The sequence below is a fragment of the Vibrio sp. H11 genome (assembly GCF_004804295.1).
Classification (GTDB): domain Bacteria; phylum Pseudomonadota; class Gammaproteobacteria; order Enterobacterales; family Vibrionaceae; genus Vibrio; species Vibrio ostreae.
On the sequence record NZ_SSHN01000001.1, the window covers coordinates 529,880 to 554,154 of the forward strand.

21 protein-coding genes are annotated in these 24,275 nt (G+C 53.5%); 14 read left to right on the forward strand and 7 right to left on the reverse strand.

Annotated elements, in window-relative coordinates; translation table 11 throughout:
* Positions 1–228 precede the first annotated feature (228 nt).
* The 3 genes from E6C74_RS02570 to E6C74_RS02580 form a co-directional block, all read right to left on the reverse strand.
* Complete coding sequence (locus tag E6C74_RS02570) at positions 229–582, reverse strand: hypothetical protein (RefSeq protein ID WP_136483066.1); 354 nt, start codon at positions 580–582, stop codon at positions 229–231.
* Between the two features lie 299 nt (positions 583–881).
* On the reverse strand, positions 882–1,313 hold the full coding sequence (locus E6C74_RS02575; protein ID WP_136483068.1) for a DoxX family protein: 432 nt from the start codon (positions 1,311–1,313) through the stop codon (positions 882–884).
* A gap of 351 nt (positions 1,314–1,664) precedes the next feature.
* On the reverse strand, positions 1,665–3,584 hold the full coding sequence (locus E6C74_RS02580) for a monovalent cation:proton antiporter-2 (CPA2) family protein (protein WP_136483070.1): 1,920 nt from the start codon (positions 3,582–3,584) through the stop codon (positions 1,665–1,667).
* Positions 3,585–3,902: 318 nt separating this feature from the next.
* Between E6C74_RS02580 and E6C74_RS02585 the strand changes: the two genes are divergently transcribed.
* Positions 3,903–5,093 carry a sugar transporter gene (locus E6C74_RS02585; protein WP_136483072.1) on the forward strand — a complete coding sequence of 397 codons (1,191 nt, stop codon included), beginning with the start codon at positions 3,903–3,905 and terminating at the stop codon, positions 5,091–5,093.
* 388 nt (positions 5,094–5,481) lie between these two features.
* Here the strand turns inward: E6C74_RS02585 and E6C74_RS02590 are convergent, their stop codons facing one another.
* The 4 genes from E6C74_RS02590 to E6C74_RS02605 all read right to left on the reverse strand — a co-directional run bounded on the left by E6C74_RS02590 (position 5,482) and on the right by E6C74_RS02605 (position 12,444).
* The gene (locus E6C74_RS02590; RefSeq protein ID WP_136483074.1) at positions 5,482–6,486 is read right to left on the reverse strand and encodes a LacI family DNA-binding transcriptional regulator; all 1,005 of its coding nucleotides are present in this window, start codon (positions 6,484–6,486) and stop codon (positions 5,482–5,484) included.
* Positions 6,487–6,591: 105 nt separating this feature from the next.
* Positions 6,592–8,028 carry a 6-phospho-beta-glucosidase gene (locus E6C74_RS02595; RefSeq protein ID WP_136483076.1) on the reverse strand — a complete coding sequence of 479 codons (1,437 nt, stop codon included), beginning with the start codon at positions 8,026–8,028 and terminating at the stop codon, positions 6,592–6,594.
* A gap of 212 nt (positions 8,029–8,240) precedes the next feature.
* Positions 8,241–9,137 carry a DNA-binding response regulator gene (locus tag E6C74_RS02600; protein WP_240798116.1) on the reverse strand — a complete coding sequence of 299 codons (897 nt, stop codon included), beginning with the start codon at positions 9,135–9,137 and terminating at the stop codon, positions 8,241–8,243.
* Positions 9,127–12,444, reverse strand: a complete 3,318-nt coding sequence (locus tag E6C74_RS02605; protein WP_136483079.1) for an ATP-binding protein — start codon at positions 12,442–12,444, stop codon at positions 9,127–9,129. The genes E6C74_RS02600 and E6C74_RS02605 overlap by 11 nt, the downstream gene beginning before the upstream one ends.
* Positions 12,445–12,865: 421 nt before the next feature.
* On the opposite strand from E6C74_RS02605, the gene urtA reads away from it, so the two are divergent.
* The 13 genes from urtA (at position 12,866) to E6C74_RS02670 (ending at position 24,156) form a co-directional block, all read left to right on the forward strand.
* Positions 12,866–14,143: an urea ABC transporter substrate-binding protein gene (gene urtA / locus E6C74_RS02610; protein WP_136483081.1), complete on the forward strand. Its 1,278-nt coding sequence runs from the start codon at positions 12,866–12,868 to the stop codon at positions 14,141–14,143.
* Between the two features lie 109 nt (positions 14,144–14,252).
* Positions 14,253–15,884, forward strand: a complete 1,632-nt coding sequence (gene urtB / locus E6C74_RS02615) for an urea ABC transporter permease subunit UrtB (protein ID WP_136483083.1) — start codon at positions 14,253–14,255, stop codon at positions 15,882–15,884.
* Positions 15,885–15,887: 3 nt separating this feature from the next.
* Positions 15,888–16,970 (forward strand): urea ABC transporter permease subunit UrtC, encoded by a 1,083-nt coding sequence (urtC, locus tag E6C74_RS02620; RefSeq protein WP_136483084.1) that lies wholly within the window; start codon positions 15,888–15,890, stop codon positions 16,968–16,970.
* Positions 16,967–17,797: an urea ABC transporter ATP-binding protein UrtD gene (gene urtD / locus E6C74_RS02625; protein WP_136483086.1), complete on the forward strand. Its 831-nt coding sequence runs from the start codon at positions 16,967–16,969 to the stop codon at positions 17,795–17,797. The genes urtC and urtD overlap by 4 nt, the downstream gene beginning before the upstream one ends.
* A gap of 2 nt (positions 17,798–17,799) precedes the next feature.
* Positions 17,800–18,495, forward strand: a complete 696-nt coding sequence (gene urtE / locus E6C74_RS02630) for an urea ABC transporter ATP-binding subunit UrtE (RefSeq protein ID WP_136483088.1) — start codon at positions 17,800–17,802, stop codon at positions 18,493–18,495.
* Positions 18,496–18,499: 4 nt separating this feature from the next.
* Entirely contained in the window at positions 18,500–19,363 is an 864-nt protein-coding gene (locus tag E6C74_RS02635; RefSeq protein ID WP_136483090.1) for an urease accessory protein UreD, read from the forward strand.
* 11 nt (positions 19,364–19,374) lie between these two features.
* A complete protein-coding gene (gene ureA / locus E6C74_RS02640) occupies positions 19,375–19,677 on the forward strand; it encodes an urease subunit gamma (protein WP_136483092.1) in 303 nt (100 codons plus the stop codon).
* Positions 19,678–19,686: 9 nt separating this feature from the next.
* Positions 19,687–19,992, forward strand: coding sequence for an urease subunit beta (locus E6C74_RS02645; RefSeq protein ID WP_136483094.1), 306 nt, complete (start codon positions 19,687–19,689; stop codon positions 19,990–19,992).
* 12 nt (positions 19,993–20,004) lie between these two features.
* Positions 20,005–21,711, forward strand: coding sequence for an urease subunit alpha (gene ureC / locus E6C74_RS02650; protein WP_136483096.1), 1,707 nt, complete (start codon positions 20,005–20,007; stop codon positions 21,709–21,711).
* A gap of 17 nt (positions 21,712–21,728) precedes the next feature.
* The gene (gene ureE / locus E6C74_RS02655) at positions 21,729–22,295 is read left to right on the forward strand and encodes an urease accessory protein UreE (protein ID WP_136483098.1); all 567 of its coding nucleotides are present in this window, start codon (positions 21,729–21,731) and stop codon (positions 22,293–22,295) included.
* Entirely contained in the window at positions 22,295–22,957 is a 663-nt protein-coding gene (locus E6C74_RS02660) for an urease accessory UreF family protein (protein WP_136483196.1), read from the forward strand. Before ureE ends, E6C74_RS02660 begins: the two co-directional genes overlap by 1 nt.
* A 3-nt stretch (positions 22,958–22,960) precedes the next feature.
* Positions 22,961–23,599: an urease accessory protein UreG gene (gene ureG, locus E6C74_RS02665; protein ID WP_136483100.1), complete on the forward strand. Its 639-nt coding sequence runs from the start codon at positions 22,961–22,963 to the stop codon at positions 23,597–23,599.
* Between the two features lie 20 nt (positions 23,600–23,619).
* Complete coding sequence (locus E6C74_RS02670) at positions 23,620–24,156, forward strand: HupE/UreJ family protein (protein WP_136483102.1); 537 nt, start codon at positions 23,620–23,622, stop codon at positions 24,154–24,156.
* Positions 24,157–24,275: the final 119 nt, after the last annotated feature.

The window sequence follows — 24,275 nt, forward strand, 5'->3', positions numbered from 1 at the left end:
ATTGGTCTAACGCGGCAAAATTGAGTGAATCAGAGGTTCAATAAATCAGCGAGTTAGCTTATTTATTTTTCGGCAGGCTAAAAATTGTGGCTGCAGGCGTGGAATGCGAGATAAATCAGCCGATGGCTGAACATGGACGATTGAAAGAATGGCTGGCCGCAGAAATAAAGAGCAAAAAGTAAAGGCCACCTGGGTGACCTTTATGAATCCTAGCCGATAAGATGATTGTTAGTGGTGGTGTCTGCCGCCTCTGTCTTCGTAGCGCCACTCTTCCTGGTAAATGACTTTTTCACGTTTTTTCCAGTGACCCTGACCATTTTTCCAGTGTTTATCGTGTTTCCACTTATTTTTACGCTGCCAGTGAGACGGATGTCTGTGATGGTCGTGATCTTCGTAAACGCGTACGGTTTCACGGTAAACACGTCTTGGGCGACAATCACCGGCACCGATACTCAGTCCGTCGACTTTAATGTTCAGACAGTCGGTTTCTACGCTGACTCCGCTCTGGCGTACAGCGACGTCGGCATGAGCCATACCCAACGGCATGACTGCCGCTCCAATTAGTAACCATTTATTAAACATAAGATGTCCTGCTTCGTCCCATCTGGTGCTATTAAAGATGGCAGGACTGTAGGGAGCAAGTCATCGCACGGCTTTATGACGTAAATCTGACCATAGCACAACCTGATGCTTAAATAGGCCGTATGCTGTGGGGTTAAGTCAGAATCGGGCAAGGAAAATCAATATGCAACCGAATGCGCCGTGGCTCAGAAGAGGGGGACTTTTAGTGAGAGCGAAGGACTGAACAAGTCGTAAGAAGCGTGGGGATGAGCCGAGTTGCAATGTTGCGGGCAAGCAAACCGCAACCGGCTCAGAGATACTCAGGCCGTCTGGCGGCGAGATTCCAGTGCATATTTGCCCGGACCAATCAGCATAATCGCCAGTGCCGCGAACAAATAAACCCCGATGCCTTCCGCTGCCCAGGCGCCGACTTTATTGACGGTAAACAGGTTGTCTGCATGCATCAACCAGATGACCATCAGGCTGGTGCCTACCCAGATGATGGCAGACAAGCGGGTAAACAATCCGATGATAATTAGGATCGGTACAATCACTTCTCCGAGGTAAACCCCGTAGGCGAAGAACGCCGGCAGGCCATGTTGCACAAATAACCCCTGAATAAATTCGGTACCGCCATAGATTTTGTGGATACCGTGCAGTAAAAACATAAATCCAAAGCTGACACGAAGAATGAGTTTGCCGAGGTCGTCTTTGTCTAACAGTGAATCCAGCCAATTAACCAGTGCTTGCATAGTGATATCCCCAGTGATTTTTTTCTAACTTAGCATCAGCCGAAAGTCTTGTTGGCTAACAGACCTTGTTGATGATCGCCAATTTTTTCGAATAACTTTGTTGATATGTATCAAACGGAATTATTCCCTTTTATGCACCAGCAGAAATCAGTTCTGCTATCGGTTGATTTAAGTGATTCAGTGCACAGAAATAGTCGTGAGCCGGACAGGTCGCACGGCCCTAACTGTCGGGAGCACAGGCAGGATGCGGAACGTCGGTGTGCTTAATTGTGAGTGAGTCGACATTCCGTTTTGGGTACTGAATCTCAAAAAACTCAGCCGGCAGAGTGAACTGGACAGGAAAGCAGCAAACTAGCTCATGTTACGCCGGTTTTCTTTGGCTTCCATACTGGCGCCGCGATCAAACTCATGAGTACTGTCAGCACTTTCAAACGCCATTTCTTCTTTGAGGCGCTGTTCCAGTTCGATAAACAGTTTAATGTAGTTATTGTCCACGCGCTCTTTGCCCTGGGCCTCACTTAACCAGGCTTGATACAATCCATCTGAATGACTGGCTTCGACTTTTTTGTACACCTTCTTCTGCTGTTCAACCAGATAGGGATGAAAGCCCAGCGCTTTCATGGCCGAAGCGCCGACTTCCAGTGCGGAATGGTAGGTTTCTGATACCGCCAAATCAACGCCGACCTGACGCAGGCGGTAACCGTGGCCACGGTCAAACGCCCGTGCCAACACTTTGACGTGCGGGTAGGCATGTTTGACATATTTAACCAGTTCGACGCTGCTCTCCTGATTATCAATCGCCACCACTAACATGGTGGCTTCTTCGATTCCCGCTGTGTGTAGCAGGCCCGGGCGGGTCGCGTCACCAAAATAGGCGGGGGTATTAATTTGACGCAAGTTGTCTATCTGTGACGCCTGGTGGTCAAGGACCACGGTTTTCACCCCGTTGGCAACCAGAAGACGGTTGACTATCTGACCGAAGCGGCCGCTGCCGGCAATAATGACGGTGCCGTGTTCGTCGATGACATCAGCTTCACGTTGCGGATTGGTTTGCTGTTCAAAGCGCGGCATGATGACTTTATCAAATAAGATAAACAGCCCCGGTGTCAGGAACATAGACAAGGTCACCACCAGCGACAAGACCTGAGCCATTTCGGTAGGCAATACGTGGCGCTGCTCGGTAAAGCTCAGCAGCACAAAACCAAATTCACCGGCCTGCGCCAGGCTGAGGGTGAACAGCCAGCGATTGCTGCCACGAATGCGGAAGATGACCGCCAGCAGATACAGCACAACGGCTTTAAGCAACATGATGGCCAGAGTGGCACCCATGATGACAACAAAGTGACTGAACAGCAGGTCGAACTTAATCCCTGCACCGACCGTAATAAAGAATAACCCGAGCAGCAGGCCTTTAAGTGGTTCAATGTTGGCTTCCAGTTCATGACGAAATTCACTGTTGGCCAGCACGACGCCAGCGAGGAAGGTGCCCAGCGCCGGGGAAAGACCGACCAGGTTCATTAATATCGCAATACCAATCACCAGCATCAGTGCGGTCGCCGTGAAAATTTCGCGCACACCGGCGTTAGCGACAAAACGAAACAGCGGCCGGCTCAGGTAGTGACCTCCGACAACGACAATCGCGATGGCGGCGGTAATGATTAATCCATATGCCCAGCCGGGTAAGTGAGTCATCACTAGCAACTCTTCCGCATGCTGAGCCGCTGTGCTGGCGGCGTTTTGTGCCTGTTCAACCAGCTCCGGCAATGCGAGCAGAGGAATAAAGGCCAGCATCGGGATCACGGCAATGTCTTGGAACAGCAACACAGAAAATGCATTCTGACCGCCCTCGGTACGATTGAGGCGTTTTTCGGTGAAGGTCTGCAGCACAATCGCAGTCGAAGAGAGCGACAAAATCAGACCAATGGTCAGTGCGATGGTGTAGGGAATATCAAACAGCAGGCAGCCTGCCATCGTCGCAAGGGCCGTCAACCCAACCTGTAAGCCGCCCAGTCCCAGTAACCGGTGACGCATCGCCCACAAGCGTTGCGGTTCCAGTTCCAGCCCCACCAGAAACAGCATCATTACCACGCCAAATTCGGCAAAATGCTGAATAGCCTGGGTTTCATCACCCACCAAGCCAACAATCGGGCCAATCACCACTCCGGCGATCAGGTAACCGAGCACGGAACCAAGCCCGAACCTTGTTGCCAGTGGAACAGCAATCACCGCTGCAATCAGATAGATAAAGGCCTGGATAAAATAACTTGTCATGCTGGGTGCCGGATTCCTTGTCGGTAAATGGGACTTGATTGTAACGGGCGAAATGCCGGATGACGCAGAGTGCCTGTATTAAGAGTACCTGTATCAATAGTTGTCTAAACCGCCGTGACTGGCAAATGATCTTTACTGTTTTTGTAACACATTGCCAGCTTGAGATCGCGCAGTGAATTCAAGTGATTATCGGTGGGCGGGAAATATGTCAGCAAAAGTTAGCAGTATAAAAATTGTTGTATAAAATCTTTCCTTATTGTGAACAAAAGTGAGACAATGGTCACTCTTTTGTCCTTCTAGTTAAACATCTGATTGCGTATGACCCACACCGTTTCGGCGGCGAGCAAAAACTCGCGCCACAATCAATATTTGCGTGTCTTTGCTCTGGGCTTTAGTGCCTTTATTTTTAACACCACAGAATTCGTGCCGGTCGGTTTGCTGACTGATATTGCCCGCGATCTGAATGTGCCGGTGGCGTCGGCAGGTTGGATGCTGACCATCTATGCCTGGATTGTGGCTTCAATGTCATTACCTATGATGATGCTGACTAGCCGAATTGAGCGTAAGAAACTGCTGATTGGCGTATTTACCCTGTTTATCGTCAGCCACGGCTTTTCCGTTATTGCCTGGAACTTTGAAACCTTGGTTGCCAGCCGGATAGGAATTGCATTTGCGCACGCTGTTTTCTGGTCAATAACCGCGTCAATTGCGATTCGGGTCGCTCCTGCGGGTAAGAAAACGCTGGCTTTAAGTGTATTGGCGACGGGGACATCGCTGGCGATGGTGCTGGGGGTTCCTCTGGGACGGATTATCGGCCAATGGTTCGGCTGGCGGGTGACCTTTGCTGCTATCGGCATTGTGGCTTTGCTGATTCTGCTTGCTCTGGTGCGTTTATTGCCAGTGATGCCAAGCCTGTTCAGTGGTTCAATGAAGAAACTGCCTGAGCTGCTGCGTAATCCAAAACTGATGGGCTTGTACCTGTTCATCTTCCTGTTGTTCACGGCGCACTATTCCGCCTACAGCTACATTGAACCTTTCGTGAAACAGATCGGCCAGGTAAGTGAGAACTTTACCACCTTGTTACTACTGGTGTTTGGTGGTGCTGGTATTCTCGGCAGTATCATCTTTGGCTACTGGGGTGAGCGTGCTAACACCAAGTTATTGATGAGTAACACCTTCTTACTGCTGCTCTGTCTGGTTGTGCTGATGTGGTCAGTGGGCAACCTGTGGGGCATCAGTGCGCTGTTGGTGGTTTGGGGGACGGCGTTGATGGTCGCGTGCCTGGCAATGCAGGTTAAAGTGCTGAACATTGATACCCAGGCGTCGGACATGATTATGTCGATGTTCTCCGGCATTATTAACCTCGGCATCGGTGCTGGTGCCTTGATTGGCGCTAAAGTAATTCATTTCAGTTCGCTGGAAATGATTGGTTATGTCGGTGCTGTCTTTGCCTTGCTGGCTCTGGTGCTGATGGCAACGTTGCTGAAGAAGTTTCCGGCATTACGCTAAAAATACGCGCACGACAATAAAACCCAAGCCCGCCTAATCGGGTTTGTAAGGCAGCCATTTGGCTGCCTTTTTGTTGGCCAAATAAAGTTGTTGGCCAGATAACGTAAAGATTGCTTGCGCTAGGTAAAGGTTATTTGCCGGAGAAAGGGAGCTAGGCAGCTTCACTGTTTATATCTGGCAAATAAAAAAGGTTGTTTTGCAAATAAAGAAAAAGGCGCAAGCTAACTGGGCTTGTGCCTTTCAGGAGGAGATGTTGTCGGCGCTCTGGCTGTCATGTTGTCTTGGGGAGGCGAAAGCCAGAGCAGCGTACAATGTTAAGCTTAGCTATATATTTGCCAATAGCAATAATTATCATTTAAATCTGTTCAAGCACTTATAACATGAGGGGTCAGCTGCGGCTGCGGCTGGATTCACGCACCACCAGTTCACCACCATAAGTCTGATGCTGACTGTCAATCGGCTGCTTGTTGGCCAGGTTAATCGCCAGTTGCACTGCATCTTGGGTCAGTCGGGAAATCGGCAGTGAGACGGTAGAGAGACTGGGAATGGCGTAAGCGGCCGCAGGTTCATTATCGATGCCGATAACGGAAATATCGTGCGGTACCTCAAGACCGTGATCGTGCAGGGCACGGATCGCGCCGATTGCCATGTCATCGTTACAGGCGAAAATGGCGGTGAAACTTACCTCATGTTCCAGTAAGAGCTGAGCTGCCTGGTAACCGCTGTCGAGTGTGTTTTCACCTTCTGCGACCCAGTTTTCCTGCGCAGGTAACTGGTTGGCTTGCAACATGTGCTGATAGACCCGGTAGCGACGGCGGCCGGTTTCACTGTTGAGTGGTGAGGTAATACAAGCAATATGCTGGTGGCCGAGCTCAATCAGATGCTGCATCGCCAGAGTGGCGAGCTGCGCCTGATCCAGACCAAAGCTGGAGATGCCCTCGTCGTTCAGCAGACGATTGATGATAATCAGTGGTACTTTGACGGACTGTTGCAGCTGTTTTAGTTGTGATTCACTCAGGTGACGGCTGTAAAGCATGATAGCGTCACAACGCTGATTGGCCAGAGTAAAAACGGCTTCACGTTCGCCATCTGCGGCGTCTTTGCTGTTAACGACCAGCAATTTCTTGCCAGCTTGCTGCGCGCCCTGTTCGGCATGATAGAGCACGCTGCCGAAATAGCTGCTCTGAAACTGAGGGAGTACCAGACCGATGGCGTTGGACGTATTGGTGGCTAAAGCCTGAGCCAGGGTATTGGGCTGGTAACCTAACTCTTCGATGGCAGCCATTACTGCATTGCGAGTGGCCTCTTTGACCAGTTGACTGCCATTGAGAACCCGGGAAACCGTTGCTTTTGAAACGCCAGCGGCCTTACATACGTCATTGATTGTTGCCATCACTGCTCCTTGATTACACTCACTGGACTGAGGTAATACTCAGGCCAGTGAGGATTTTAGCTAATTTCGCTAACTGATTGAAACAGTTATCTTCATTGGTGCGAATTACAGCTCTTCGCCATTGGTGCTAATCACATTCTGGTACCAGAAGAAACTCTTCTTCTTCGAACGGGCCAGGCTGCCGCTGCCGTCATCGTGACGGTCTACGTAGATGAATCCATAGCGTTTTTTATATTCACCGGTAGTGAAGGAAACACAGTCGATGCAGCCCCAAGGGGTGTAGCCCATCACTTCAACACCGTCATAACTGATGGCCTGTTTCACCGCGTTAATGTGCGCGCCAAGGTAGTCGATACGATAATCGTCATTGACTGAGCCGTCGGCTTCAACCTGATCGACCGCTCCCAGACCGTTTTCGACAATAAAAATCGGTTTTTGGTAGCGTTCATACAGCTCGGACAATGCAAAGCGCAGACCGTCCGGGTCAATCTGCCAGCTCCAGTCCGATGCCGGCAGATAAGGGTTAAGCTGGCTGCCTTCGAACAGAGAACTGCTTGAGCCTTCTTCATCCTTTTGCGCGGATACGATGTTGGTCATGTAGTAGCTGATAGCCAGGTAATCGGCACAACCGGCACGCAGAATCTCATCATCACCAGGCTGCATCTCGACATTGATACCTTTGCGTTGCCATTCTTTCAGCAGGTAGCTTGGGTAGTAGCCGCGCACCTGAACATCACTGAACAGGTATTTTTCACGCATCATTTCCTGTGCCAGCAGAACATCTTGCGGACGACAGGTTGCCGGGTAAAGTGGCATCATGTGGATCATGCTACCGATTTGGAAGTCGGGATTGATCTCGTGGCCAAGTTTGACCACTTTGGCGCTGGCCAGGAACTGGTGGTGCAGTACCTGATACAGGGCTTGTTCTGGATTTTCGTGCTCGGCGTAGATCATGCCTGAGTTACAGTACCCCCAGATTGGCAGTTTCCAGTTACGCTGGTTGTTGATCTCGTTAAAGGTGATCCAGTATTTCACCTTGTGTTTATAACGCTCCATCACGGTCTGGCTGAACTTGACAAAGAAATCCATCACCTGACGGTTCATCCAGCTGCCATATTGCTTCACCAGATGGTTTGGCATCTCAAAGTGAGACAGCGTGATGACCGGTTCAATGCCATATTTTAGCAGTTCATCGAACAGGTCATCATAAAACTGCAGACCGGCTTCGTTCGGTGCCGCTTCGTCACCATTCGGGAAAATACGCGTCCAGGCAATCGAGGTACGAAAACATTTGAAACCCATTTCAGCAAACAAGGCTACATCTTGTTTGTAGTGGCCGTAGAAATCGACCGCTTCGTGGTTAGGGTAGAACTGACCGGCTTCTACGCTATCGGTAATCACACGTGGCACTTCATGCGCGCCACGGGTCAGAACATCTACCACGCTGACGCCCTTACCATTCTGGTTCCAGCCGCCCTCGACCTGATGCGCCGCTACCGCGCCGCCCCATAAGAAATCTTTAGGAAAACCTTGCTGAGACATTCTTCACCTCTTTGCTATCGTCATTTTTGTCCGGTTTGCCCTTTGGGGCGATGGACTCATAGTAGATCATTGTCCGCCATTCTAGATCAGATAAAGCAAAAGTGTAACCGGTTTCTGTAACCGGTTACAAAGTGGTGCCGCTAAAGTTGGCGCCAGTGGAAAGCCCGGTTGAGGCCACAAAATGATGTTTCCTTAAATTTAACCCTTTTGGGTCAGGAGGCGTGGCCTGCAAGGACACGGATGCAGATACTGGCAGCGGCGGTGCGATTATCCACACTGAGTTTTTTGTACACTTGTTCGAGGTGTTTGTTGACGGTGCGCGGGCTCATGGCAAGAATTTGCGCTATCTCCCAGTTGGTCTTGCCAAAGGAGAGCCAGTAGGCGACTTCAGACTCGCGTCTGGTCAGTTGCAACGCATGTTGCAGATCCTGTTCATTGCCTTTTTGCTTGGGCTCAGAGAGGCGGATTAACCGGTGCAAGTTGTTATAGTCACCCGCATACTGCGCATCAAGCGGCGGGCTGAACTCATCCAATGTCAGGTGGGCAGGGCGCTGCTCATCGGCCAGCCAGGTTGCAATGCGCGGCTGAAGTTTGGCCCATACTGTGGCCACCTCCCCTTTGAGCTCGCTGATCAGCTGCTGGGCCTGCGGGGTGGCCCATTCGAGTTCACCTCTTTGATTGACGCAGAATATATACTGACCGGCGTAGTCGAGCGCAACTTGCGCTGACTGGGCCAGACGGGCGTTGTGGCTGTGAACGCGAATGCGGGCCAACACTTCATCCGGTACCACGGGTTTGGTAATGTAATCGACGCCACCGGATTCAAATCCGCGCAGCACGTGGGCTGAGTCATCCAGTCCGGTCATAAAAATGATCGGCGTGGCCGGCAGACGTTCTTTCAGCTTCTGACAGGTATCAAAGCCGTTCATCTCCGGCATGATGGCATCAAGCAAAATCACATCCGGCTGAATGCGCTCCACGATCGACAGGGCTTGCAGTCCGTTTAACGCCACCAATACCGTCAGCCCGGCCTGATTGAGGGTCGCGTTGAGCATACCCAGTGATTCCGGTGAGTCATCGACCACCAGGACAATTATGTTATTCGGCATGATGGTACTCATTGATCCACTCTTCCAGTTGCTGACTGATTTTGGCGAAATTGCATTGCTGCATCTGTTCTTCCATTCGACTGATAAAACTTTCCCCGGCGCTCTGTTGCTGTTTTATCTCTTCCAGCTTTTCACCAAATGCACTCATAAAGCCGATTTCGGCATAGTTTTTCAGTTTTTTCATCGTTTTCACGGATGGTAAACGCATGCTGTCGGGAGCGGATACGTCTGGTGACTGTGCCGTTTGGGAGTCGATCTGCCAGTCGATATCCAGCCACTGGCTCAGTTTACCCAGCAGTTGCGCCATCGACACCGGCTTGGTCAGATAGTCATTATGATGATGGTTTTTCTGGTGTCGCTCCAGTTCACGAATGTTGGCTGACAGCATCAGGATAGGCTGTTTGTAACCACTGTGGCGCAGATGACCGGCCAGTTGCCAGCCATCAACGTTGGGCATAAAGATGTCGAGCATAAATAAATCGACCGATTCGCTTTTTGCCAGCGTCAGTGCCGCCTGCGCGCCGTTGGCCTGCAGGACGTTAAATCCAAGCGGTGTTAACAGATTCGCGATTAACTGGCGCTGGTCATCAATGTCATCCACCACCAGAATCGTGCGGGTGCGGCCATGATAACCACAGATACGCTGATCGTAAATTTCCGGCTCCAGATCAGGGTTCGCAACACTCGACAGCATCAGGCGCAGGGTAAATGTACTGCCTTTGTCGACGTCACTCTGGCAGGTAATCTCACCGCCCATCAGTTCGGCCAGTGCATTGGAAATGGTCAGGCCAAGCCCCGTGCCGCTGATATCCATGGTATGCGGGGTGTGAATGCGTTCAAAGGGCTTAAAAATCAGCGCCTGATCGGCGGCTGAAATGCCGATGCCGGTGTCTTCGACAATAAAACGCGCCACCTGATTGCGATACATCACCTTAAACGTGACCGTGCCGCTGGCGGTGTATTTAATCGCATTGTTGAGCAGATTAATCAGGATTTGGCGCAGGCGCTGCTTGTCGGCGACGATAAACTCCGGCAGGTATTGCGACATAATGAATTCAAACTTGAGTCCTTTACGTGACGCCTGCAAATCGAAGATCTCTTTGATCTGGCTCAGCATCATACGCAGGCTGAACGCGTCACGGTGCAGCTCGAGCCGGCCTGCTTCGATTTTGGATATTTCCAGCAGACCTTCGAGTAAATCGGCCAGATGTTTACCGTTACGTTTCAGGATTTCGGCATAGCCGCGTTTTTTATGGTCGAGATCCTGATCATTGCTTAGCAGTTGGGCGTAGCCCAGTACCACATTGAGTGGGGTACGCAGTTCGTGGCTCAGACCAGCCAGATAACGACTTTTGGCCTGGTTAGCGTGCTCGGCCACCCGGCGGGCTTTCTCCAATTCACGTGACGTGTTTTCGTGGGCGCGGATTTCACGCAGCAGCAAATCGGCGTGATCCTGCAGCTCTGAAATCGCGCTGTGGCTGCCTTTACGCGCCAGCACCAGCAGCCAACTGATCACGCCCAGTGGGATCAGCAGCAGGACAAACGCTTTAATCAGCCCGTTGGCGATAGTGTTCATCTGGGTTTGTTCCAGCAGCGGCACCTGGGTGTAGGCCAGTAACAGGATGGCGCCGATGACACTGGTCATAATGAACACCACCAGCAGAAACTGCCCCAGTGATGAGGCTTGGTCGTTGAGCCAGGCGCGCGGGAGCACTTTGGCCAGAGCGCCGGAAATTTGCGCCGAGAACGTCGCTTGCGGCCGGCAGGCATCGTGACAGCGGACATCGAGTGAACAGCACAGTGAGCAGATGGGGCCCTGATAGGCGGGGCAAAAGGCGATGTCTTCATGTTCAAATGAGTACTCGCACACCACACAGCGGTGTTCACCAACAGAAATCGGCCGCAGCGTGGCAGGCGTCGGAGCGAGATAATAGCGGCTGCGGGTCAGCAGGGCGATTAGGGGCACGGTCAGAAACGGCAGACCAAAGGCGATGTAAGAAGCGAACGCCTTGATGACGTCATTGCACAGATCAAGATGGGCACCGATGCCGACCAGAGATGCGATCAACATTGAACCGACACCGACCGGGTTGATGTCGTACAGTTTGGCGCGTTTGAACTCGATGATTTTCGGGCTCAGTCCCAGCGGCTTGTTGATCACCAGATCGGCGACGATACTGCCAATCCAGGCCAGCACTAATACCGAATAGATTTGCAGGGTTTTTTCCAGCATCTGATACACCCCGAGCTCCATCAGCAGCAGGGCAAACATGACGTTAAACACCATCCATACCACCCGGCCCGGATGACTGTGGGTCAGACGCGAGAAAAAATTCGACCAGGCCAGAGAGCCGGCATAAGCATTGGCGACATTGATTTTCAGCTGGGAGATGACCACGAAAATACCCGCGGTCAGCAGCGCCAGCTTGGGGTTGTCGGTCACATAGGAAAAAACAGTCTGATACATGTGGGCCGGATCGCCGGCTAAATCAGCCGGTGTACCCGCTGACAGCGCCAGCCAGGCGAGAAAACTCCCCAGCACCAACTTAGCGGCTCCGAACAGCATCCAGCCTGGGCCGCCGAGCAGCATTGCCAGCCACCATTTGCCTTTGCCGCACTGCTCCTGCGGGGGCAAAAAGCGCAGAAAATCGACCTGTTCACCAATCTGGGCCACCACCGACAGCAGTACGGCCGATGCGGCGCCAAACAGCAGCCAGTCGAATCCACCGCCATTACCATCGACTCCGGCAAAAGAGAGCCAGCGTTCGATATCGGCGTCTGGGTGGGTGAAGACATAAAACAGCGGCACCACCTGCATCAGCAACCATAATGGCTGCGACCACATCTGGAAGCGGCCAATGTGAGTGATGCCCAGGATCACCAGAGGAATGACGATGACAGCACTGACGATATAGCCGATGTAGAGCGGAATGCCGAACAGCAGTTCCAGCGCCATTGACATGATGGCCGCTTCCAGCGCAAAGAAAATAAAGGTGAATGAGGCATAAATCAGTGACGCTATGGTCGAACCGATATAGCCGAAACCAGCGCCGCGACTGAGCAGGTCGATATCGACACCGTATCTCGCTGCATAATAACAAATGGGGATTCCGGTTACGATGACCAGTAAAGCGACAGCGCCAATAGCCCAAAGCGAATTGACCACGCCATAGTTGAGTGTGATAGCGCCGCCAAGCGCTTCCAGTACCAGAAACGAAACAATTCCAAGTGCCGTATTGGCAATCCAGCCAGCGGACCATTTCCGCGCTCGTTTGGCGGTAAAACGCAGTGCGAAATCTTCCAACATCTCGTTGGCAACCAGTTTGTTGTATTGACGCCTTGCCCTGAGGACTTTATGCATTCGATCTGACTTGCTATTCCGTGTTTCTGCTGCCGGCTCTTCCTGAGCCGGTTGATGACACCGGGCCGGCGAAATCTTTGGGTCAGCCAGCACTATAAGAGTGTCTGACAAGCTTGAGTGCATGATCACCTGAAAATCATCATCAACTTAAGACCATCCAAAAAAACGCGCGCCCGGATGCAAGCGCACAGTATAGCGTGAAAGCGGATTGCCGCTATGCGTCATTTGACGTAGGTGTGATGCACGAACTGCGCATATTCATAAAAACGTGATTCATCAATACTGTGCACAGTCGCCCGGTTTATGCCAGGAAGTCGTAACCGGAGCGTGATGACCAAAACCGAAACGGACGCAAAGGAAACAAAACATGAAAAGGAAAGTTCTCGCCAGTGCTGTACTGGCTGCTTCATTGTTGACCAGTATGCAGGCGTTAGCGGAAGAGATGATTAAAGTCGGTATTCTGCACTCGCTCTCCGGCACCATGGCAATCAGCGAAACCACTTTGAAAGACACTATGCTGATGCTGATTGATGAACAGAACAAACAGGGCGGCTTATTGGGTAAAAAGCTGGAGCCTGTGGTCGTCGACCCGGCGTCTAACTGGCCGTTATTTGCCGAAAAGGCGCGCGAACTGATATCAAAAGATAAGGTCTCTGCGGTGTTTGGTTGCTGGACTTCGGTCTCGCGCAAATCTGTTCTGCCAGTGTTTGAAGAGCTCAACAGTCTGCTGTTTTATCCGGTTCAGTATGAGGGTGAAGAGTCATCGAAAAACGTGTTCTATACTGGCGCGGCGCCAAATCAGCAGGCGATACCTGCGGTGGATTACCTGATGGATCAGGGCGTACAACGCTGGGTACTGGCGGGGACTGACTACGTCTACCCGCGTACCACCAACAAAATTCTCGAAGCCTACCTGAAATCCAAAGGTGTCGCTGCAGCGGACATCATGATCAACTACACCCCGTTTGGCCACTCTGACTGGCAGTCGATCGTCTCGGATATTAAGAAATTTGGTGCAGCCGGTAAGAAAACCGCCGTGGTATCGACCATCAATGGCGACGCGAATGTCCCGTTCTACAAAGAACTGGCTAATCAGGGGGTGAAAGCGGAAGACATTCCTGTGGTGGCGTTTTCTGTCGGCGAAGAAGAGCTGTCCGGTATGGATACCAAACCACTGGTTGGCCACCTGGCTGCCTGGAACTATTTCATGAGTGTTGAGTCGGACGCCAACGACGAGTTCATCGAAGAGTGGCACAAGTTTGTGAAAGACGACGAGCGCGTCACCAATGACCCGATGGAAGCGCACTATATCGGCTTCAAAATGTGGGTCGAAGCGGTTAAGAAAGCTGGCACCACGGATCCCTCTGCAGTCGAGGATGCCATGATTGGTATCACGGTGCCGAACCTGTCTGGTGGTTACTCGGCGATGATGCCGAATCACCACATCACCAAACCGGTCCTGATTGGCGAGATCCAGGATGACGGTCAGTTCCAGACGGTATGGAAAACGTCCGGACTGGTGGCCGGCGATGCGTGGTCTGATTACCTGCCGGGCTCTAAAGACCTGATCTCGGACTGGCGTCAGCCGCTGTCGTGCGGCAACTACAACGTCAAGACCGGCAAATGCTCGGGTCAGAATTTCTGATCCCGGGCGGGCAATCCGTGGCGCTGCATGCCACGGATTGCTGCAATAAGTGACGGGCGTTAACGATTGACGCTAACGCCCCAAATTTGCGCTTCATGGATGAACCCCTATGTTAAGCATTAAAAAATCTCGTCTGGTGTCGATGATTTTTATTCTGGTTGGTCTGTTAATGACAACCCGGATTTATGCCGCTGAGCCGGCCTCTTTTCAGCAAGGTCTGGATGCGCTGGCACAAAATACCTTCGAGCAGGTGGAAAGCGGCGTCGGACTGATTGCCCAAAGCGGCGATGAGCGTGCCGACCAGGTTCTTAATCTGCTGCTCAACGGCGATTTGTATGTACAGAAAAAAACCAATGTCCTGGTAACTGTGCGTGATAAGCAGGGCAGTAAATCAGACATCGTGGCGTTGTTTGCGCCGCAACAAGCGCAGGCTGAAACGGTCAGCTCGCGCTCAATCCGCAAAATCGCGATCAATAACCAGTTGCGCGGCCTGCTGCGCTCTGAACTGGCGTCGCTCAATCTCAGCCATCGCGACCCTGATGTGCGCGCTGAGGCGATAAAGCAACTGCTCGGCACGTTAGACGCCGGGATGTATCAGCGCCTGCAGCAGCGTTTGACGGTTGAAGGTGATGATACAGTGCAGGAGCTGCTAAGCGTTACGCTGGCTATCTACGATCTAAAAAACAGCAGTGACAGCGCGCGACAAAGCGCGGCAATCAGCACGCTGGGTGACAGTTACCAGCCGCAAGCACGTATCGCTCTCAACAGCTTTGTCGCCGGACCGCATTCTGATGTCTTACTCAGTGAAGCTAACAAGGCGCTCGGTATGATCGCCCAACGCGCTTCGCTCGCGGAGATGTCGGAGACACTGTTCTTTGGTCTCAGCCTTGGCTCGGTACTGGTGCTGTCCGCGATTGGTCTGGCCATTACTTTTGGGGTGATGGGTGTCATCAACATGGCGCACGGTGAACTAATGATGCTTGGCGCTTACACCACTTATGTGGTGCAGACACTGATGCCGGATCACATCGGCTGGTCTCTGGTTGTTTCCATACCTTTGGCATTTTTAGTTGCCGGTGCAGTCGGTATTTTAATTGAACGCAGCGTGATTCGTTTCTTGTACGGCCGCCCGCTGGAAACGCTGCTTGCCACGTTCGGCATCAGTTTGATCCTGCAGCAGACCGTGCGCACCATTTTCTCACCGCTTAACCGTTCGGTTGCCACCCCGGAATGGATGCAGGGTGTGATTGAAATTAACCCGCTGCTTAGCCTGACGTTAAACCGGCTTTATATCATCGGCTTTTGCCTGGCGGTATTTGCGCTGCTGTTTATGGCGCTGCGCTATACCCGGCTCGGGATTGAAGTGCGTGCCGTGTCGCAGAACCGCAGTATGGCGCGCGCCATGGGGGTTCGCTCCGACTGGGTGGACGCCATGACCTTCGGCCTTGGCTCCGGTATTGCCGGTATTGCCGGCGTGGCGCTGAGCCAGTTGACCAACGTTGGACCGAATCTCGGTCAGTCGTACATTATCGATTCATTTATGGTGGTGGTGTTTGGCGGAGTCGGCAATCTGTGGGGCACGCTGGTGGCCGGTATGTCGCTGGGTATTGTCAACAAGGTGCTGGAACCCTGGGCTGGTGCCGTGCTGGCTAAGATCCTGGTTCTGGTGTTCATCATTCTCTTTATTCAGAAAAAGCCCCGGGGATTGTTTCCTCAGAAAGGGCGCTCAGCGGAGGGTTAAAGGATGTTACAACCCAAATTGTTTGACCGTTCAACCCAGACGTTTCTTCTGGTGCTGGTGGTGGCGGTGGCACTGATTCCGCTGCTTAATCTGGCCACCGGCGCAGACAGTGCGCTGCATGTTTCGACCTATACCCTGACCCTGATGGGCAAATATCTGACTTATGCCCTGCTGGCGGTGGCGGTCGATCTGGTGTGGGGATATCTCGGTATTCTCAGCCTTGGTCATGCCGCGTTTTTTGCTCTCGGCGGTTATGCGATGGGTATGTATCTGATGCGTCAGGTCGGCGATCGCGGCGTATACGGCAACCCGGAACTGCCGGATTTTATGGTATTCCTCAACTGGCAGGAGCTGCCGTGGTTCTGGCACGGGTTTGACCAGTTCTGGTTTGCTGCACTGATGATTGTGCTGGTTCCGGGCGCACTGGCGTTTGTGTTCGGCTGGCTGGCGTTCCGTTCCCGGGTGACCGGTGTGTATCTGTCGATTATTACCCAGGCGCTGACTTATGCGCTGATGCTGGCGTTTTTCCGCAACGAAATGGGCTTTGGCGGCAATAACGGTCTGACCGATTTTAAAGATATCCTCGGATTTGACCTGCAGTCGGATGCAACCCGGGTCGGCTTATTTGTCGCCTCCGGTATCGCGCTCGGACTGGGGTATCTGGCGTGCCGGATGATTGTGGTCAGCCGTCTTGGCCGGGTGGCTATGGCGGTAAGGGATGCTGAATCACGTACCCGTTTTACCGGCTATAAAGTGGAATATTTCAAGCTGGCGATCTTCTGTTTCTCCGCCATGCTGGCCGGGATTGCCGGTGCACTGTATGTGCCGCAGGTCGGCATCATCAACCCGTCAGAATTCTCGCCGCTTAACTCGATTGAACTGGTGGTGTGGGTGGCACTCGGAGGCCGCGCCACGTTGTATGGTGCCGTGGTCGGTGCTCTGGCGGTTAACTATGCCAAAAGCTATTTCACCGCAGTCCTGCCGGAAGTGTGGCTGTTCAGTCTCGGTGCTATGTTCGTGCTGGTGACACTGTTTCTGCCGCGTGGCGTGGTTGGGTTGATCAATCTGAAGGAGAAACAGGCATGAGTGTACTCAATTTCGCCCGACAATTGACCGACCGTGAGCACGTCTACGACTTTATGCTGCCGAGCGTTAACCCGATGCTCAATGTTGATAAAGGAGTCCTGCTTTATCTGGAAGGCATTAGTGTCAGCTTTGATGGTTTCAAAGCGATTAATGATCTCAATCTGTACATCAAACAGGGTGAACTGCGCTGCATTATTGGTCCCAACGGGGCGGGTAAAACCACCATGATGGACATCATCACCGGCAAGACTCGACCGGATTGCGGCAGCGCCTGGTTCGGCCAGAACATCAACCTGCTGACCATGAGTGAGGCGGAAATTGCCCAGGCCGGCATCGGGCGTAAATTTCAGAAACCGACAGTGTTTGAGTTTCAGAGCGTGTTCCACAACCTGGAACTGGCGATGGCGGGTGACAAAACGGTGTGGTCGACCCTGACCGCGCGTCTGAGCAGCAGCCAGATTGATTTTATCGATCATGTACTGGCACAGATTGGTCTGACAGAGCAACGCTTTCAGTTGGCGGGTGCTTTGTCGCACGGACAGAAGCAGTGGCTGGAGATTGGCATGTTACTGATGCAAAACCCCAAGTTACTGCTGGTGGATGAACCGGTGGCGGGCATGACGCATCAGGAGATGGATAAAACCGGCGAACTGCTGACCTCGCTGGCTGGGGAGCGTACGGTGATCCTGGTTGAACATGATATGGATTTTGTCCGTTCACTGGCACGGCAAGTGACCGTGTTACATCAGGGCAGCGTGCTGGCGGAAGGCAGTATGGAGCAAGTTCAGGCCAACCCGCAGGTGGTTGAAGTCTATTTAGGAGAATAAGGATGTTACAGGTTAAAGGACTCAACCAGTTTTACGGCCAGAGCCATACGCTGTGGGATCTCGATCTTGATGTGACAGAAGGGCAGTGCACTTGCCTGATGGGGCGCAACGGCGTGGGCAAAACCACCCTGCTGCAGAGCATCATGGGCCTGCTGCCGGTCAAAAGCGGTCAGATTGACTATCTCGGTCAGAATATTGTCCCGCTGGCGGCGGAAAAGCGCGCGCCGCTCGGTATTGGCTATGTGCCGCAGGGACGGCAGATATTTCCGCTGCTGACAGTGGAAGAGAACCTGCGCATCGGGCTGCCGGTGCGCGCTGACCGCGCCAAACAGGTGCCGGAATTTATCTATGAACTGTTTCCGGTGCTGAAAGAGATGTTACACCGTCGCGGCGGCGATTTATCCGGTGGTCAGCAACAGCAGCTGGCGATTGGCCGGGCGCTGGTGATTAATCCCAAGCTGCTGATCCTCGATGAGCCGACCGAGGGTATTCAGCCCAATGTGGTGGCGGAAATCGGTGACATTATCCGCCGCCTCAATCAGGACATCGGCCTGACGGTGTTGCTGGTGGAACAGAAACTGCCGTTTGCGCGCAAAGTGGCGGACCGGTTCTGTATTCTCGATCGTGGCCGTCAGGTGGCAAGCGGTGAGATGGCCGCGCTTGATGACAAGCTGGTCAAACAGTACCTGACGGTGTAGGGCGATGGGCGAACTCTCTTTTCTCAATTTATCCCAGCAGGCCGAGCGTCACTGGCCGGCCTATCTTGCCCTAGGTTTTGACCGCACGGAGGGCCAGACCCGGCTGCGCCATATGGAATTTCGCGGTCCGCTGCGGGTACAGCGGCCATTTTATCCCGAACAGGGGTTGTGTCATGTTTACCTGCTGCACCCTCCGGGCGGGCTGGTATCTGGCGATGATCTGACGATTCAGATCCGCTGTCAGCCTGACAGTGAAGCGCTGCTGACCACTCCGTCGGCCGGTAAGATTTACCGGGCTGACAGTCAGGGCGTGGTGCAAAAGCAGCTGGTCGAAATCGAGGTGGAACAGGCTTGCTGTGAGTGGCTGCCGATGGAAACCATCGTGTTTGACGGTGCGCACGGCAAACTGGAGACCACGGTCAACCTGCTTGGCGATGCTCGTTTTATCGGCATGGATGTGTTTTGTCTTGGCCGGCCGAAAAGTCAGTTGCCGTTTGTCTCCGGCAGTATCGAGCAGCGCTTTGCGGTGTATCACCAGGGGCGGCCTTTGCTGCTTGAGCGTCAGTATCTGGCCGCCGATGACCCACTGCTGCAGGCCAGCAGCGGTTACGCCGGTCATCTGGTCTCCGGCATGCTGGTGGCCTTCGGGCTCAAGGATGTTGATGCCGTACTCGAACGGTTGCGAGAGGCGTTTCCGGCCGGCGCCAACGCGACATTAAGTATCACCTACCGGCTCGATGTGCTGGTGGTGCGTTATCTCGGTGACTGCAGCGAACAGGCCCAGCAGCAGCTCAGACGCTGCTGGCAACTGATCCGCCCGGCCTTGCTCGGGCGCGAGGCCTGCATTCCCCGTATCTGGAATACCTGAAGGAGAACACAATGGAACTGTCACCCAGAGATAAGGATAAATTGCTGCTGTTTACCGCGGCGCTGGTGGCTGAGCGTCGTCTGGCGCGCGGCATCAAACTCAATTATCCCGAAGCGGCGGCCTATATTTCCGCTGCGATTATGGAAGGTGCGCGTGATGGTAAAACCGTGGCGCAACTGATGAGCGAAGGGCGTCATCTGCTGAGTAAAAATGATGTGATGGATGGTATCGCCGAGCTGCTGGATGAAGTGCAGGTTGAGGCTACGTTTCCGGACGGAACCAAGCTGGTTACCGTTCACAACCCGATTCAGTAGGAGACGGTGATGAAACCAGGTGAGTACTTACTTCGACCCGACACACTCGATTTGAATGTCGGGCGGCGCACGGTGACGTTATCCGTGGTCAATCACGGCGACCGGCCGATTCAGGTTGGTAGTCATTACCATTTTTATGAAACCAACCCGGCGCTCGATTTTGACCGCGAGCTGGCGCGCGGCATGCGCCTCAATATCGCCGCGGGCACGGCAGTACGGTTTGAACCGGGCCAGAATCGCAGCATTGAACTGGTTGAGCTGGCCGGTGAACAGACACTGTATGGCTTTCGCGCGGCAGTGATGGGCAAATTGTAAAAGGATGAACACATGGCACAGATAAGTCGGCAGGCTTACGCCGATATGTACGGACCCACGGTCGGTGATCGGGTACGACTGGCGGATACCGATCTGATCATTGAGGTTGAACAGGACTTCACCGTCTATGGCGATGAGGTCAAATTTGGCGGCGGCAAGGTGATTCGTGACGGCATGGGGCAGGGGCAGAAATGCCGTGCTGACGTGGTGGATTGCGTGATCACCAATGCGCTGATTGTCGATCACTGGGGGATTGTCAAAGCCGATATCGGCATCAAAGACGGCCGTATCCATTCGATTGGCAAAGCTGGCAACAGCGATATTCAGCCGCAGGTGACCATTCATATCGGCGCCAGTACGGAAGTGATCGCCGGGGAAGGCCACATTGTCACCGCCGGTGCGATTGACGCCCATATTCACTTTATCTGTCCGCAGCAGATAGAAGAAGCGCTGATGTCGGGCACCACCACCATGATTGGCGGCGGTACCGGCCCAGCCACGGGAACCAATGCGACCACCTGTACGCCGGGGGCGTGGAATATGGCGCAGATGATGCGCAGTACCGACCTGCTGCCGATGAACTTCGGCTTTCTTGCCAAAGGCAATGCCAGCCTGCCGGAGCCGCTGATTGAGCAGGTTGAAGCCGGCGCATGCGGCTTTAAACTGCATGAGGACTGGGGCACCACGCCCGCTGCGATTGATAACTGCCTGAGCGTCGCTGAACAGTATGATGTGCAGGTGGCTATCCATACCGATACGCTCAACGAGTCCGGTTTTGTTGAAGACACCATTGCGGCATTCAAAGGCCGTACCATACATACCTATCACACCGAAGGTGCAGGCGGCGGTCACGCGCCGGATATCATCGTGGCCTGCAGTCAGCCGAACGTGTTGCCGTCATCGACCAACCCGACCCGGCCTTATACCGTTAACACCATTGATGAGCACCTCGACATGTTGATGGTATGCCACCATCTGGACCCCAATATTCCGGAAGACGTAGCGTTTGCCGATTCGCGCATCCGCAAAGAGACGATTGCCGCCGAAGACATTCTGCATGATCTGGGTGCGTTTTCGATGATCGCCTCAGACTCGCAGGCGATGGGGCGGGTTGGGGAAGTGATCTGCCGCACCTGGCAGACCGCCCACAAAATGAAAGTGCAGCGTGGCCTGCTGGAGCAGGATCGGGAGCTGGGCGCGGATAACTTCCGGGTCAAACGCTTTATCGCCAAATACACCATTAACCCGGCGCTGGCGCATGGCATCGACCATATGGTCGGTTCACTCGAAGTGGGCAAGCTGGCCGATATCGTGCTGTGGAAGCCGGCTTTCTTCGGTATCAAGCCCGCGCTGATCCTTAAAGGCGGCTTTATTGCGGCCGCGCCGATGGGCGATGCGAATGCCTCTATTCCGACGCCGCAACCGGTTCATTACCGTTACATGTTCGGCGGTTTTGGTCAGGCCGCGGCTGCCACTTCGGTGACCTTTACCAGTCAGGCTGCGATTGATGGTGAACTGCGCAGCCGCCTTAATCTGAGCCGTGAGCTGGTGGCGTGTCGCAACTGTCGCAGCGTCACCAAACACGACATGGTGCATAACAGCTACATGCCGAATATTACGGTCGATCCGCAAACCTATGAAGTGCGTGCGGACGGCCAGTTGTTGACCTGCGACCCGGCCACTGAACTGCCGCTCGCACAACGTTATTGTTTATTTTAATCCATAAGGAGAAGGGGATGTTTCGTGTGATAAGACGCATAGCGGATGCTGAGCATCAATCTCCCGTACAGGTGGCTGATCAGGTCATGCTGCCGTTTGATGTGCGCCAGAAAGGCCGCTTTCGCACCCAGAGTGCGCAGGGGCATGATGTTGGTGTATTTCTGGAGCGTGGCGAAGTGCTGCAAAGCGGCGATCATCTGCTGACCGAATGCGGGCAGAGATTCGCCGTCGTGGCAGAACAGGAGGCGGTGATTGAAGCCAGTTGCAGTGACTGGCAGGTATTTGCGCGCGCCTGTTACCACATGGGTAACCGGCATGTGCCGATGCAAATTGGTGAGCGCTGGCTGCGTTTTCAGCCCGATCACGTGTTGCAGGAAATGCTGGAATTGCTTGGTATGGCGTGCCGCGCGATGACAGCGGAATTCAGTCCGGAAAACGGGGCTTACCATGGTCGCGGCGGGCACACTCACGGCGGACACAGTCACGGCCATGCTCACAGTCATGACCATAGCCTCAATCCAAATCATCGTCGTGATCACCATCATTCACACAGTGATCATCAGCATGAGGAGCACAACCATTGATGAAGACCCAGGCACTGCTTTCGCTGCTGCATCTGAGCAGTCCGAGCCTGCCGATTGGTGCGTTTGCTTACAGTCAGGGGCTGGAGAGTGCCATTGAGCACCAGCTGGTCACCAATGAGCAAAGCCTGATGGCCTGGCTGGAGCCGCTGTTGGCGCAGGGTCAGGCCAGTCTGGATATTCCCATGCTGGCACGTTGCTACCATGCGTGGCAACAGCACGACCTGGCTGCGTTGCAACACTGGCAACAAATCTTGCTGGCTTATCGTGAGACGGCGGAGCTGGTGAAAGAAGAGCAGATCCTCGGTCAGACTTTATGCCGCTTGCTGACCAGCCTGGAGGTTGAACTGCCTGCTGAGGCACGGCAGATGAGTTACCTGCCGCTATACGCCAAGGCCGCACACCATTTTGGCCTCGATCTGGAGCAGGCGGTGGTGGGCTGGCTCTGGTCCTGGCTGGAAAATCAGATCACGGTGGCGTGTAAAGCCATTCCACTTGGCCAGACGGCCGCACAAAAGGTGCTGCTGGCGATGATGCCGAAATTCGAGTCGGCGATAGACAGGGGCCTGTCACTGGATGACGCCTCGGTCGGCTTAACCCTGCAACGTTTTGCCATGCTCAGCAGCTGGCATGAGACGCAGTATTCAAGATTATTCAGGAGTTAAACAATGAGTACACAATGCTTACGAGTCGGGGTCGGTGGCCCGGTCGGTTCAGGTAAAACCGCGCTGCTGCGCCAGTTGTGTCTGGCGATGCGCGAACACTACAACCTGGCGGTGGTCACTAATGATATCTACACCAAGGAAGATGCGGAATTTCTGCTGCGTCATCAGGCTCTGGAAGCGGACCGCATTCTTGGGGTGGAAACCGGCGGTTGTCCGCACACGGCGATTCGTGAAGATGCGTCGATGAACCTGGCGGCGATTGATGAACTGCAGGCGCGTCACGCCGGGTTGGAACTGGTACTGGTGGAAAGTGGTGGCGATAACCTCAGTGCGACGTTCAGCCCTGAGCTGTCGGATCTGACCCTGTATGTGATTGATGTGTGCGCCGGGGATAAAATTCCGCGCAAAGGCGGGCCGGGGATCACCAAATCGGATTTGCTGATCATTAATAAAACCGATTTGGCGCCGATGGTGAATGCTTCACTGGAGGTGATGGATCGGGATGCGAAAAAAATGCGCGGCGAAAAACCGTTTGTATTTACCAACTTGATGCGTGGTGACGGGCTGAAAACCGTGATCGATTTTATTGTCCGCCAGGGAATGCTGGCTCAGCGTGACGTCAAGGTCACGGTTACCGAATAATAATTGACAAGGAGAGTGTGATGAAAGTAACCAAATTAATGATGGCCGCGAGCGGATTGCTGGCCAGTCCTGCGGTCTGGGCTCATCCGGGCCATGACACCACGGCCAGTTTTGCACACGGCTTCATGCATCCGCTGACCGGCGCCGATCATCTGCTGGCGTTGCTGCTGATTGGTATGTTTGCCGCACCTTACGGCTGGAAGACCGCGTCTAAAGCGATTGGTGTGGTACTGGGCGCACTAGCGATGGGTTTTGTGGCCGGCATTGAGTGGGTTAATACCAGCCATATCGAAACGGTGGTGATGGCATCGCTGGTTCTGCTGCCATTGGCTCTGATTGCGATGCGCCGTTCTGCGTTGCAGGCGCTGGCGCTGGCCGCGGTGGCGCTGTTCAGTGCCTGTCACGGTATCGTGCAGGGCGCTGAGTCTCAGGGGGCCTTGCTGCAATATGCCCTGGGCACGCTGCTGGCGAGCGGCGTAGTGATTGTTGCCAGCCTGCTGGTGAGTAAAGCGGTGCGCCGTGCAGTGCTTGCTACCCGTCAGTTCAGCCGGCGTTAGACGCCATTAAACCGTTATGTGTACTGAAAACAGGATATGTGTTGAAAACAGGGATACGTACTGAGTTGGTTGATAAAGCTTAATCCGGATAGATAAAAGGGCCTGCAGATAGGCAGGCC